Raw genomic sequence first — 11,626 nt, forward strand, 5'->3', positions numbered from 1 at the left:
GGACACGTGGACCGGCGGGTGTGGATCGGGGCGCTGCGCCCGGGGCCGGTCGGCTACCGGCGCACCGAGGTGCTGCGCGGCGGCCTGGGGGCGCTGCTGGGCATCGCGCTGGCCGGGGCGACCGCGCACGCCGTCCCGGGCGGTCCCGCGGGCCTGCCGTGGATCGTCGCGCCCATGGGCGCCACCGCCGTCCTGCTGTTCGCCGCGCCCGCCAGCCCGCTGGCCCAGCCGTGGCCGGTGCTCGCGGGCAACACGGTGTCCACGCTCGTCGGCGTCGGCGCCGGGAAGCTGGTCGACGACGTCACGCTGGCCGCCGCCGTCGCCGTCGGGGTGGCGATCCCGGTGATGATGCTGCTGCGCTGCGTGCACCCGCCGGGCGGGGCGTGTGCGCTGTTCGCCGCCGTCGGCACGGCCGCGGTCGCCGACCACGGCTGGGCGTTCGCGTTGTGGCCGGTCGGCGTCGACACCGTCGTGCTCCTCGCGGTCGCGGCACTGGTCAACAACCTCACCGGCCGGCCCTACCCGCACGTGCCCGAGCCCCCCGCGCCGCCGCCGGGCACCGACGCCCCGCCGACCAGCCGGGTCGGGCTGCAGACCGAGGACGTCCGCGCCGCGATGGACCGCCTCGACCGCGGCCTCGACGTCATGCCCGGCGACGTCCTCGCGCTGGTCCGCGACGCCGAGGCGCACGCGCTCGACCGCCGGCTCGGGCAGCTGCGGGTCGGCGCGCTCATGGCCCGCGACGTACGCACCGTGCAGCCGCAGGAGACCCTCTACCGGGCGCGGATGCTGATGAACCAGCACGCGGTCAAGGCGCTGCCGGTGGTCACCGACGACGCCCGCGTGGTCGGGATCGTCACCGTGCACGACCTGTTCAACACCGACATCGTGGCCTTCACCCCAGTGGCGGAGGTGATGACCAGCCCGGTGGCCACCGTCGGCGTCGACACGCCCGTCTCCGAGCTGGTCGGCCTCATGGCCGACCGCGGGCTGCGCCACCTGCCGGTGGTCGACGAGGACGGCCGGCTGGCCGGGATCGTCACGCGCGCCGAACTGGTCGCCGTCCTGCACCGGGCGCTGGTCGGCTCCTGACCCGATCGGGTGGTCCCGCCCGGCCGGGCTCCACCGCGGCCGGGCGGCTGCCGAAGCCATCCCGACGACCGACGTCGGAGGGACCGGGCATGGCGGAGGACAGCGGGACGGCGAGCACCCGCCTGGTGGTGCTGATCCCGGCGCACGACGAGGCCGCGAACATCGGGGTCACCCTGACCGCGCTGCGGCAGCAGACCCGGCGCCCCGACCGGGTGGTGGTCATCGCCGACAACTGCACCGACGACACCGCCGGGATCGCCCGTGCGCACGGCGCCGAGGTCTACGAGACGGTCGGCAACACCGACAAGAAGGCCGGCGCGCTCAACCAGGCGATCGTGCAGCGCTTCCGCCGCACCGCCGACACCGACCGCCGCGGGACCTCCGAGGACCCCCGGCGCGGTCCCGACCGCCGCAGCCGGCCGACCTGGACGGCGGCGGACGACGACGTCCCGGCCGGCCCCTCACCCGACCTGCGCGACGACGACTTCGTGCTGGTCATGGACGCCGACACCGAGCTGGCCCCGCGCTTCCTCGAGGCGGCCGCGGCCAGCCTGGAGAGCTCCCCGCGGATCGGCGCGGCCGGCGGGCTGTTCTACGGCCACCCCGGCAGCCGGGTGCTGGGCCAGCTGCAGCGCAACGAGTACCTCCGCTACAGCCGCGACGTCTCCCGCACCGGCCGCGTCATGGTGCTCACCGGGACCGGGACGCTGTTCCGGGTCCGGGCGCTGCGGGAGGTCGCCGCCGCCCGCGGCAGCACGCTGCCGGGCGCCCGCGGCCAGGTGTACGACACCCTCGCCCTCACCGAGGACAACGAGCTCACCCTCGCGCTGAAGACCCTCGGCTGGCGGCTGACCAGCCCGTCGGCGTGCGCGGTGGTCACCGAGATCATGCCGACCTGGGGCGACCTGTGGCGGCAGCGGATGCGGTGGCAGCGCGGTGCGCTGGAGAACCTGCGGCACTACGGCCTGACCCGGGTCACGCTGCGCTACTGGGGGCAGCAGGTCGGCATCGGTCTCGGTGTGCTCGCCTTCCAGGCCTACCTGCTGCTCACCGTGCTGGTCCTGGCCCGCGACGGCGGCCTGACCCTCGACCCGTTCTGGGGCGCGGTGGGCCTGGTCTTCCTCGCCGAGCGCCTGGTCACCGTCCGCCGCGGCGGCCCGCGCGCGGTGCTGCTGGCCCTGCCGCTGGTGGTCGAGCTGGTCTACGACCTGTTCATCCAGGCCGTCTTCGTCCGCTCGCTGGTCGACGTCGTCCGCCGCCGCGAGGCGACCTGGCACCACGTCGCCGCACCGGCGGCGGCCTGACCCCGCCGCCGGTGGCGGCCCGACCCCCCGGAGGGAGGTGCACGTGTACAGCAAGGCGGGTTACGTGACCGCCAGCGGCGTGGGCGGCTCGACCGCCCTGGCCTACACCGGCTTCAACGCCCTGGCGTGGGTGGTCGCCGGCGTGACGCTGGTCTTCGCGGGGATGGCGCTGCTCAAGCTCGTCCCGCGGCGGTCGAGGGGCTGACCGGGTCAGCCGCCGGAGGCCGCCCCGGCGGCTGACCCGTTGTCCGCGCCGGCCTGCGGCTCGGCGCCCGAGCCGGTCTGCGGCTCCTCCGCCGAGGTCTCCGCGGGCGCGGTCGGCTCGGTCCCCCCGGTCCCGTCCTCACCGGAACCCTCCCCGGAGCCGTCCTCACCGGAGCCGCTCTCGGTGGCCGGCGCCGACTCCTCGGGCGCGTCGCTCGGCGTCGCGGACCCGTCGGCGTCGTCCCCGGGCTGCGGCGTCTCCGACGCCGGGGCCTCGGTGGGCGTGCCGTCGGCCGGGTCGGTCTCCGCCGGGGTGGACGGCGTGGTGTCCCGCGACGACGACGCCGGCGACAGCTCACCGATCGTGGTGGACGACGACGAGCTGTCGTCGCCGCCGACGAGCGCCGAGACCGGCTGCTTGCCGACCAGCTCGATGCCGGTGACGACGGCCATGGCCACGGCGAAGACCGCGACGGCGTACACGGCGACCCGGGACCAGCGCGGGCGCCGGCGCCGGGCCGGCGCGCGGCGCGGGTCGAGGGCGGGGGGCAGCTCGCGGGTGGCGGTGTCGCCGGCGGCGGGCGCGGGGTCCTGCGTGCCGCGGGTCCGCCGCAGCCGCGCGCTGGTGCGGTCGAGGGAGGCGCTGTAGAGGGCCGACCCGACGGTGCTCACCACGCTGACGAGCGCGGCACCGATGACGGTCCCGGCGACGCCGAAGAAGGAGGCCAGCACCGCGGCGGACACCGCCGCCAGGGCGCCGGCCACCACCTGCTTGACGGAGAGGGTCGTCCGCGGCGTCTCGGCGGCCTTGTCGGTGGTCTTGTCGGCGGCCTCGTCGGCGGGCTCGTGGCCGGGACGCGGGAGGACTCGGGTGCGTGGGGAGGTCATGGGCTCCGACGGGGTCGTGGCGTGCGCGGGAAGAGGGCTCCCGGCGACCTCGTCGTAGCACCGGGCAACCGGGCCGACCCTACGTGTCCCGCCGGGCCCCCGCAGGTGCCTTCTCGGGGGTCCAGCGTGCCGACCAGCGGGAACGCGATCGTGTGATCTGCGCCTCCCCGCCGCCGGCGTGGGCCGGTGCGGCGCTGGGCACCGGTGCGGCATGCGGGTGGAGACCACCGGGGTGCGCGGGCTCCGGTTCGACGACGGGACGCCGGTGACCGCGGCGTCGGGCATCGCACCGCTGGGCGACGGCCTGCTCGTGGTGCAGGACGACGCCACGCACGCGGCCTGGCAGCGCCCTGGCGGTACCAGGCCGGTGCGGCTGCTGCCGCCGGTCGAGGGGCACGACCGCTTCTCGGAGGCGGCGGGGACCAAGTCGCTCAAGCCCGACCTGGAGGTGGCCTGCCCGGTGGAGGCCGACGGGCGCCCGGCGGTGCTGGTGCTCGGCTCGGGGTCGGGGCCGCGGCGGATGCGCGGTGTGCTGGTCACCGCCGACGGCGACCGGCTCGACGTGCGGGCCGCGGACCTCGCGCCGCTGTACGCCGAGGTCGGCCGGCGGCTCGCCGTGCCGGCCGGGCAGCTCAACCTCGAGGGTGCGAGCCGCTCCGGCGACGTGCTGCGCTGGTACCAGCGCGGCAACGGGCTGGCGGGCGTGGCCAACGCCGCCGTCGAGGTCCCCCTCGAGGCGCTCGTGGCGGTCCTGCTCGGCCGGGCCGACCCCGCCTCGGTGCCGTTGGGCGCGACGCACGTCCTGGAGCTCGGGGAGGTGGCCGGCGTCGGGCTGGCGGTCACCGACGCCGTCGCGCTGCCCGACGGCCGCGAGCTGCTCTCGGCCGCCGCGGAGGACACCCCCAACGCCGTCGACGACGGCCCGGTGGTGGCCACCGCGCTCGTGCACGCCGAGGGCGGCCGGGTGCTCGACGTGGCACCCGTGCCGGAGGTGGCGGGCCGGGTCGCGAAGGTCGAGGGGCTGGCGCTGACCGGCGTCGAGGGCCCGACGGTGCGGCTGGTGGCGGTGGTCGACGCCGACGACCCGGAGCTGCCCTCGCCGCAGGTGGACCTCACCGTCACGGTGGGCTGACGCGCGGCCCGGTCAGGCGGCGGCGCGACCGGTCAGGCGGCGGCCCGGCCGCCGTACATGGAGCCCGCGACCCGCGGCACGCCGTCCTCGTACCAGGTCCGCAGCTCGGTGACCGTCAGCGGCGAGGCGGCCAGCAGCCCCGCCACGTCGGTGTCGAGCGAGCAGCCGGCCAGGACCCGGTTGACCGGGTTGCCCCGCCGCTGCCAGCGCAGGACGCCGGGGTCGGGGGCCGCCCCGTGCTCGACGAAGTGCAGGGTGCCGCCGGGCTTGAGCACCCGGGCCACCTCTGCCAGCACCCGGCCGGCGTCGTGGATGCCGCAGAGGACCCAGGTGCACAGCGCCGAGTCGAAGCGGTCGTCGGGGAGGGGCAGGGACCGGGCGTCGTCCCCGGCGACCACGACCGGCACCGGGGACGCCGCGCGTCGTTCCCCGGACATCCGCAGCGCCGTGGCCGACGGCTCGACCGCCCACACGCTGGTGACCGCGGGCGGCAGGTGGGGCTGGTTGAGCCCCGAGCCGTACCCGATCTCGAGCACGTCGCCGGTCAGCCCGGCGCAGGTCCGCTCCCGGATCGGCCCGGTCAACCGCGGCCCCAGGGACCGGTCGAGGAGCCGGGGACGGATGCACCGGCCGTAGACGCCCACGGGGTCGCAGGCTCCTCCCGGCGACCGCCCGGGGCAAGGGGCCCCGGGGAGGTCGTCGAGTGCGGGAGGCGGGAGTCGAACCCGCACGCCCGGAGGCACCAGATCCTAAGTCTGGCGTGGCTGCCGTTACACCACTCCCGCGTGGCCGCAGAGTGTAGGTCGCATCGCCCGGCCGGGTGCCCCGGTTTCCCGGAACGGGCCGGTCGGGGCCGCGTCTGGCAGGCTGTCGCCCGTGCCTCCTCGCGACCCCCGAGAGATCCAGCTGGAGATCGACGCCGCCCGCGAGTCGCTGGCGGCCACCCTGGACACGCTGGCCTACCGGGGGTCGCCCACCCGGCTGCGGGCCGACGGCCAGGCCGCCGTCGTGCGGTTCCTGCAGTCGCCGGCCGGCCGGGCCACCGTGGGCGGCCTCGGCCTGCTGGTGTCGCTGGTCCTCGTCCAGAAGGTCCGGCACCGCAGGGCCGCGAAGCGGCCGGTCCAGCGCCGCACGCGCTGACGTGCGCCCGCCGCGGCGCGACCCGGTCGGCCCCGGCCAGGAGTCGGTGTGGGACTACCCGCGTCCGCCCTCGGCCGAGGTGACCCCGCGCCGCGTCGTCGTGGAGATCGGCGGGCGGGTCGTCGCCGACACCACCCGCGCGGTCCGGGTCTGCGAGACCAGCCACCCGCCGGTCTACTACGTGCCCCGCGAGGACGTCGCCGCCGGGGTGCTCGAGCGGGCGGCCGGGTCGTCGTGGTGCGAGTGGAAGGGCGCGGCCACCTACTGGGACGCCGTCGTCGACGGGACCCGCCGGCCGGCGGTCGCCTGGTCCTACGAGCAGCCCACCGCCGGGTACGAGCACCTGCGCGGCGCGGTGGCGTTCTACCCGAGCCGGGTCGACCGGGCCACCGTCGACGGGGAGCAGGTGCGCGCCCAGGCCGGCGACTTCTACGGCGGCTGGATCACCGACGACGTCGTCGGGCCGTTCAAGGGGGAGCCGGGCACGCTGGGCTGGTGACCCGGGCGCCCCGCGGGCTCAGTTCTCCCGGCTGGCCGCGCCCTCCCGGCGGACCAGCGGGAGGACGACCCGCTCGAGCACGGCGTCGGCGTAGGCGGTGTCCACCGGCTCCCGAGTGACCAGCCAGCGCTGCACCAGCAGCGCCGTGGAGGCCTCGGCCGGGATCGACTGCGGCATGCCCGGACCCACCTCGCCGCGCACCTGCGCCCGGGACCACATGTCGGCGAACGCCCGCCGCCAGACCGCCATCGGGCCCTCGCGGAAGGCCTCGATCAGCGCCGGCTCGTGCTGCATCGCCGCCAGCAGCGAGCGGGTGGCCGCACCGACCGGGCTGGCCATCATCTCGACCATCCGGTGCACCAGCTGGCGCAGGTCGCCCTCCAGCGAGCCGGTGTCGGCGTCGACGGTCCAGGACCGGTTGAGCTCGGAGACGGTGTCGATGACGAGGTCCTGTTTGGTGCGCCACCGGCGGTAGATGGTGGCCTTGCCGACGCCGGCCTCGGCCGCGACCGCGTCCATGGTGAGGGCGCCGTAGCCGACGTCGCCGAGCAGGCGCAGGATCGCGGCCCGGATGACGTCGTCGCGGCTGGGGTCGCGCGGTCGGCCCCCGCGGCCCGTGCGTGCCGGTTGCTCGGTGACGAGGGCAGCTGCCATGGAGGGACCCTAGAACCTCCGGGGCCCCTCGACGGCGCTCCGCTGCGCGGTGCGGCCACCTCTTCGCGCCGCCCGCGCGCCTGCCCGTGCCGTCCGGCCGGGTCGGTCATCCTGCTGCGCGTGGTGAGCACGACCGGCGCGGCCCGCCGGCGCGAGGAGTGGGACCTGCCCGAGGCCGCGACCCGGGTCCTCCTGGCCAGCGCGGCCGAGCACGTCCTGCCGGCGGTGGCGACGGTCGCCCGGGCGGTGGGCCTGTCGGTCTTCACCGCGCCCGGCCTGCTCGACCTGGCCGACGAGCACGACGGCCTGCGGGTGGAGTTGTTCTTCGACCGCATCTCCCGGGCGCTGACCGGCGCGGAGGCCGAGGCGGTGCGGGTCGCCACCGACCCGGCCAACGAGTACACGGCGCTGGTGCGGGCGCTGCTGGCCGCGCCGACCCTCGCCCAGGAGCTGGCCCGGCGGGGCGTCACCGCGGAGGTCGGCGTGCTGGCCGAGGCCGAGCTGTGGTCGGCCTACCAGCCGATCGTCGACCTCGCCGACCGCTCGGTGGTGGCCTACGAGGCGCTGCTGCGCGGCGACTCCGACGGGCGCGCCGTCGACGGCGGCGACCTGTTCTTCGTGGCCGACTCCGCCGGGTGGCTGCCGCGGCTGGACCGGGTCGGCCGCGAGTGCGCGATCGCCGGAACGGCCGGCTGGCTGGGCGACGCCGACCTGTTCGTCAACACCCACCCGACGTCGGTGCTGCGGCCCGACGACGACCTCGCCGGCACGGCCGAGGCGCTGGAGTTGGCCGGACTGCGGCCGCGGCAGCTGGTGCTCGAGGTGGGGGAGCGGGCCGCCGTCGCCGACCGCGGTCACCTGCTCACCGTCCTGGAGGCCTACCGCGCGCGAGGCTGGCGGGTGGCGCTGGACGAGGTGGCCGCCGGGTGGTCGAGCGCCTCGCTGCTCGACGTCGTCCGGCCCGACGTGGTCAAGCTCGGCCGGGCACTGGTCTCCGCGCTGCCCGACGACGGCGCCCGCGCGGTCGTGCGCACCGTCGCGGGGCACGCCCACCGGCTCGGCGCGGTCGTGGTGGCCGAGGGGGTGGAGACCGAGCAGGCCGCCGAGGAGGTCACCGCCCTGGGCGCCGACCTCGGCCAGGGCTGGCTGTTCGGCCGCCCCGAGGCGCCCGCCGGCGTGCCCGAGCCGGCGGAGGTCAGTCCAGGCCCCACCGCGTGAGCACCGGGCGGGCGTGCTCGTGGCCGAGGACGCCGTAGGCCCCGGCGGGCAGGGCGAACAGCGCGCCCGCGGCCGGCTCCAGGCCGAGCCAGCGCGCGGTCAGGACGCGCAGCACGTGACCGTGGGCGACCAGCGCGACGTCGCCGTCGGCCAGCCGCGGCCGGGCCCGCTCCAGGACGCGGTCGACCCGCCGTCCGACGTCCTCCAGGGTCTCGCCGGGGGTCTCCCCGGGCACGACCGGGTCCCGCCAGACCGACCACTGCCGGCCCAGCTCCTCGCTGATCTCCGCGGTGGTGCGGCCCTCGTAGCCGCCGTAGTCGAGCTCGACGAGGTCCTCGTCGACGGCGGTGGGCGTGAGGCCGGCCAGCTCGGCGGTGCGCCGGGCCCGCTGCCGCGGGCTGACCCACACCTCGACCAGGTCCCGCCGGGCGAGCGCCGGCGCGATGTCGCGGGCCCGCTGCTCGCCCTCGGGCAGCAGCGGCAGGTCGGTGACACCGGTGTGCTGGCCGCTGCGGCTCCACTCGGTCGCGCCGTGCCGCAGCACCACGATCTCGCCCATGCCGTCTCCTCCTGACGGGGTGGCCGGTCCCACCGCCAGGAGCATCGTCGGGGACGGCGGCCGCTAGCGCCGACCCTCCGGTACCGGAGGCCTCAGCGCCAGCGGTCGAGCGCGACCGGGGTGACGGGGCGCCCGGCGCCGTCGGGGCCGTGCACCGACGGCGGTTCCGCCCGGGGACGGCGCCGCTCCTCGCGCGCCGGCGGCACCCAGGCCACCGGCGGGGGCTCGCGGTCCGGTCGCGGACGCGGCCGCACGGGGTCCTGCCCGGTGAGCGGGCCGTCGAGCTCGAGCCGGCCGGCGAGGCCCGCCTCGGTGACCTGCCGGCGCACGGCGGCAGGCGCGCCGACCAGTCGGCAGCGGCGGCCGGCCGCGGCGAGGGTGTCGCTGAAACCGGCGAGGGCCTGCAGGGCGGTGCCGTCGGCGAAGCGGGCCCCGGCCACGTCGACGACGACGCTGCCGGTGCCGTGCCCGGCGGCACGGGTCAGCGCCGAGGCCAGGCGGTCGAGGGTCGCGCGCCCGGCGTCGCCGGTGAGACGGACGACGACCTGCGCAGGGGCTGGCACGACGGCGACGGAGAGGTGCACGGCGACTCCGGGGGACAGCGGCGCCGCTGGTTCGGGCGCCGCCCCCGACCGTAGTGCCGCCGCCCCCACCCCACAACGGGGCGTGCTCGAACGGTCGCTCATCGCACCTGCCGGGGCGGCCGGTCCCGGTCGCCGCGCTCTCGTCGCGGACGGCACGATGAGGGTGTGGACGCCGAGGACTTCACCCACGTCAGGGACGCGGTGCGCCGGCTCGTGCGGGAGGTGGTGGTGCCGCGCGAGGAGGAGATCGACCTCGACGACCGCATCCCCGAGGAGCTGCGCGGGGCGGCGGCCGACATGGGGCTGTTCGGCTACGCGCTGCCCGAGGAGTACGGCGGGCTGGGCGTGGACATGCGGGAGGACGTCGAGCTGGCCTTCGAGTTCGGCTACACGACGCCGGCCTTCCGCTCGCTGTTCGGCACCAACAACGGCATCGCCGGGCAGGTGATCGCGCGGTTCGGCAGCGAGGAGCAGAAGAAGGCCTACCTCCCGCGGCTGGCCTCCGGTGAGTTGATCGGCTCGTTCGCGCTCACCGAGGCCGAGGCGGGCTCGGACCCCGCGGGCCTGCGCACCAGCGCCCGCCGTGACGGCGACGGGTGGGTGCTCGACGGCGCCAAGCGCTACATCACCAACGCGCCGCTGGCCGACCTGTTCGTCGTCTTCGCCCGGACGGACCCGGAGGAGAAGGGCGGCCGGGGCATCTCCAGCTTCGTCGTCGACGCGCGGACGCCGGGGGTCACGCTCGGCCCGCGCGACAAGAAGATGGGGCAGTCCGGCGCCTGGACCTCGGAGGTCTTCTTCGACGGCGTCCGCGTGCCCGCCGACGCGCTGGTCGGCGAGGAGGGGCGCGGGTACTCCAAGGCGCTCACCGTGCTCTCCCGCGGCCGGCTGCACATCGCGGCGCTGTGCGTGGGGATGGCGCAGCGGGTGCTCGACGAGTCGGTGGCCTACGCGTCGACGGCCAGGCAGGGAGGTGCCCCGATCGGGCGGTTCCAGCTGGTGCAGGCGCTGATCGCCGACATGCACGCCGAGCTGCTGGCCGGGCGGGCGATGGTGCGCGAGGTCGCCGCCCGGTACGACTCCGGTGAGGACACCTCGATCGGCCCGTCGGCGGCGAAGCTGTGGTGCAGCGAGATGGTGGGGCGGGCCACCGACCGCGCCGTCCAGGTGCACGGCGGGCTGGGGTACCTGCGCACCACCCCGGTCGAGCGCTTCTACCGCGACGCGCGGCTGTACCGGTTGTACGAGGGCACCAGTGAGGTGCAGCGGGTCATCGTCGGTGGAGGGCTGCTGCGCGCGGCCGGCATGCCGCGTGGTTGAGCCGCTGTCCCCGGGGGAGCGGGCCGCGCGGCGGGTGGCGGTCGGGGAGCTGGGCGAGGCGCTGCGCGAGCTGGTCGACGCCGCCGTGCGCACCGAGGTGGGGGAGGAGGAGCTCGCGGCGGCCGCGGTCGCCGCGCGGGAGCTGGCCGCCCGGCTGCGGGCCCGCGGCCGGGAGCTGCACGAGATCGCCCGCGTCGACGACCCCGAGACCGGGGAGCGCTGGTACAGCCCGGTGTACGGACCAGGCAGCCCGGTGGCGCCGCCGCTGGTGGCCTCGGACAGCCCCGACGGGCGGGCCACCGGCCGGGTCACCGTGGGCAAGGCGCACGAGGGGCCGCCCGGGCTGGTGCACGGCGGGGTGGTGGCCACCCTGCTCGACCACGTGCTGGCCCGCGCGCTGCGCGCGGCCGGCCGCGGCGGGCTGACCGCCACGCTGACCGTCCGCTACCGCCGGCCGGTGCACCTCGGCGTGCCGCTGCTGCTCACCGCCGAGATGGGTGAGAGCGACGGCCGGCGGACCACCGCGCACGCCCGGCTGGTCGCCGAGGACAGCCCCGAGGTGGTGCTGGCCGAGGCGGAGGGCCTGTTCATCGCGCTGCGCAGCGAGCAGGCCGCCGACGTCTTCGCCGCCACCGGCCGGACCGTCGGCGCCTGGACGAGCCGGGGCTGAGACCTCCGCGGGCGCCCGGTCCGCCCGGCCCTGAGCTCGTCCTGCGTATCCGGGGCGACAGGAGGTAGCGAGCGCTGAGTCGGGCGCCTCCCGCCAGACACCGCCCCGACCTCACCCGAGTTCGCGGACGAGCCGGCGGCACCATCGCCGAGCACGGAGGTCAGACGCTGGGTTGTCTCATGACCGAGCCGGTCGACCGGGGTCTGTGGTCCTGGCGGCGGTCCGGACCGGCGGACGGGGCGACGTCACGCAGGGGCACCGAGCGGCGGGTGCTCGAGCACGCGCGGCTTGTACTCGACCAGCTGGATGCGGCCGTCGAAGGTGCGGTGCTCGATCATCTCGAGGGCGACGTCCGGATAGCC

The 11,626-nt window shown here is 77.0% G+C and carries 14 protein-coding genes, 1 tRNA gene and 1 pseudogene; 9 read left to right on the plus strand and 7 right to left on the minus strand.

Annotated features, from left to right (window positions below; translation table 11 throughout):
- Nucleotides 1-6 precede the first annotated feature (6 nt).
- From ACI79O_RS18080 to ACI79O_RS18090, 3 genes are all read left to right on the plus strand, one after another.
- Entirely contained in the window at nucleotides 7-1,092 is a 1,086-nt protein-coding gene (locus ACI79O_RS18080; protein ID WP_456914836.1) for an HPP family protein, read from the plus strand.
- Nucleotides 1,093-1,181: 89 nt separating this feature from the next.
- Entirely contained in the window at nucleotides 1,182-2,396 is a 1,215-nt protein-coding gene (locus ACI79O_RS18085) for a glycosyltransferase (protein ID WP_456889705.1), read from the plus strand.
- Between the two features lie 43 nt (nucleotides 2,397-2,439).
- Entirely contained in the window at nucleotides 2,440-2,601 is a 162-nt protein-coding gene (locus ACI79O_RS18090) for a hypothetical protein (protein ID WP_176450154.1), read from the plus strand.
- A gap of 5 nt (nucleotides 2,602-2,606) precedes the next feature.
- Here ACI79O_RS18090 and ACI79O_RS18095 read toward each other — a convergent pair whose 3' ends face one another.
- Nucleotides 2,607-3,488 carry a hypothetical protein gene (locus ACI79O_RS18095; protein ID WP_456914837.1) on the minus strand — a complete coding sequence of 294 codons (882 nt, stop codon included), beginning with the start codon at nucleotides 3,486-3,488 and terminating at the stop codon, nucleotides 2,607-2,609.
- Nucleotides 3,489-3,699: 211 nt separating this feature from the next.
- Here ACI79O_RS18095 and ACI79O_RS18100 point away from each other — a divergent pair, with 211 nt between their 5' ends.
- Entirely contained in the window at nucleotides 3,700-4,620 is a 921-nt protein-coding gene (locus ACI79O_RS18100) for a DUF6910 family protein (RefSeq protein ID WP_456889698.1), read from the plus strand.
- A 32-nt stretch (nucleotides 4,621-4,652) separates the two neighbouring features.
- On the opposite strand, the gene ACI79O_RS18105 is transcribed toward ACI79O_RS18100, so the two are convergent.
- Entirely contained in the window at nucleotides 4,653-5,264 is a 612-nt protein-coding gene (locus tag ACI79O_RS18105; protein WP_456889694.1) for a class I SAM-dependent methyltransferase, read from the minus strand.
- A gap of 60 nt (nucleotides 5,265-5,324) precedes the next feature.
- A tRNA-Leu gene (locus ACI79O_RS18110) sits at nucleotides 5,325-5,405 on the minus strand.
- Between the two features lie 91 nt (nucleotides 5,406-5,496).
- On the opposite strand from ACI79O_RS18110, the gene ACI79O_RS18115 reads away from it, so the two are divergent.
- Both ACI79O_RS18115 and ACI79O_RS18120 read left to right on the plus strand, forming a co-directional pair.
- Complete coding sequence (locus ACI79O_RS18115) at nucleotides 5,497-5,760, plus strand: DUF3618 domain-containing protein (RefSeq protein WP_456873491.1); 264 nt, start codon at nucleotides 5,497-5,499, stop codon at nucleotides 5,758-5,760.
- Between the two features lies 1 nt (nucleotide 5,761).
- Nucleotides 5,762-6,259 carry a DUF427 domain-containing protein gene (locus ACI79O_RS18120; RefSeq protein ID WP_456889691.1) on the plus strand — a complete coding sequence of 166 codons (498 nt, stop codon included), beginning with the start codon at nucleotides 5,762-5,764 and terminating at the stop codon, nucleotides 6,257-6,259.
- Between the two features lie 18 nt (nucleotides 6,260-6,277).
- Here ACI79O_RS18120 and ACI79O_RS18125 read toward each other — a convergent pair whose 3' ends face one another.
- Complete coding sequence (locus ACI79O_RS18125) at nucleotides 6,278-6,913, minus strand: TetR/AcrR family transcriptional regulator (RefSeq protein ID WP_456873489.1); 636 nt, start codon at nucleotides 6,911-6,913, stop codon at nucleotides 6,278-6,280.
- A gap of 120 nt (nucleotides 6,914-7,033) precedes the next feature.
- Between ACI79O_RS18125 and ACI79O_RS18130 the strand changes: the two genes are divergently transcribed.
- Nucleotides 7,034-8,131 (plus strand): EAL domain-containing protein, encoded by a 1,098-nt coding sequence (locus tag ACI79O_RS18130; RefSeq protein ID WP_456889687.1) that lies wholly within the window; start codon nucleotides 7,034-7,036, stop codon nucleotides 8,129-8,131.
- On the opposite strand, the gene ACI79O_RS18135 is transcribed toward ACI79O_RS18130, so the two are convergent.
- Complete coding sequence (locus tag ACI79O_RS18135) at nucleotides 8,109-8,690, minus strand: histidine phosphatase family protein (RefSeq protein ID WP_456873487.1); 582 nt, start codon at nucleotides 8,688-8,690, stop codon at nucleotides 8,109-8,111. The two genes, ACI79O_RS18130 and ACI79O_RS18135, sit on opposite strands and share 23 nt — an antisense overlap.
- A 92-nt stretch (nucleotides 8,691-8,782) precedes the next feature.
- Nucleotides 8,783-9,253 (minus strand): STAS domain-containing protein, encoded by a 471-nt coding sequence (locus ACI79O_RS18140; protein ID WP_456873486.1) that lies wholly within the window; start codon nucleotides 9,251-9,253, stop codon nucleotides 8,783-8,785.
- A gap of 186 nt (nucleotides 9,254-9,439) precedes the next feature.
- Here ACI79O_RS18140 and ACI79O_RS18145 point away from each other — a divergent pair, with 186 nt between their 5' ends.
- Together ACI79O_RS18145 and ACI79O_RS18150 are read left to right on the plus strand one after the other, a co-directional pair.
- Nucleotides 9,440-10,594, plus strand: a complete 1,155-nt coding sequence (locus ACI79O_RS18145) for an acyl-CoA dehydrogenase family protein (RefSeq protein ID WP_456914838.1) — start codon at nucleotides 9,440-9,442, stop codon at nucleotides 10,592-10,594.
- Nucleotides 10,587-11,264, plus strand: coding sequence for a PaaI family thioesterase (locus tag ACI79O_RS18150; protein WP_456914839.1), 678 nt, complete (start codon nucleotides 10,587-10,589; stop codon nucleotides 11,262-11,264). Before ACI79O_RS18145 ends, ACI79O_RS18150 begins: the two co-directional genes overlap by 8 nt.
- 245 nt (nucleotides 11,265-11,509) lie before the next feature.
- Here ACI79O_RS18150 and ACI79O_RS18155 read toward each other — a convergent pair.
- Nucleotides 11,510-11,626: pseudogene (locus ACI79O_RS18155) on the minus strand (dihydrofolate reductase family protein); the annotation flags it as partial.

Source organism: Geodermatophilus sp. SYSU D00696 (assembly GCF_054050235.1).

Bases quoted from the DNA above. Each gene is read 5' to 3' on its own strand.
- ACI79O_RS18085 (WP_456889705.1), top strand. From the start codon at position 1,182: ATGGCGGAGGACAGCGGGACGGCGAGCACCCGCCTGGTGGTGCTGATC.
- ACI79O_RS18095 (WP_456914837.1), bottom strand. From the start codon at position 3,488: ATGACCTCCCCACGCACCCGAGTCCTCCCGCGTCCCGGCCACGAGCCC.
- ACI79O_RS18100 (WP_456889698.1), top strand. From the start codon at position 3,700: ATGCGGGTGGAGACCACCGGGGTGCGCGGGCTCCGGTTCGACGACGGG.
- ACI79O_RS18125 (WP_456873489.1), bottom strand. From the start codon at position 6,913: ATGGCAGCTGCCCTCGTCACCGAGCAACCGGCACGCACGGGCCGCGGG.
- ACI79O_RS18135 (WP_456873487.1), bottom strand. From the start codon at position 8,690: ATGGGCGAGATCGTGGTGCTGCGGCACGGCGCGACCGAGTGGAGCCGC.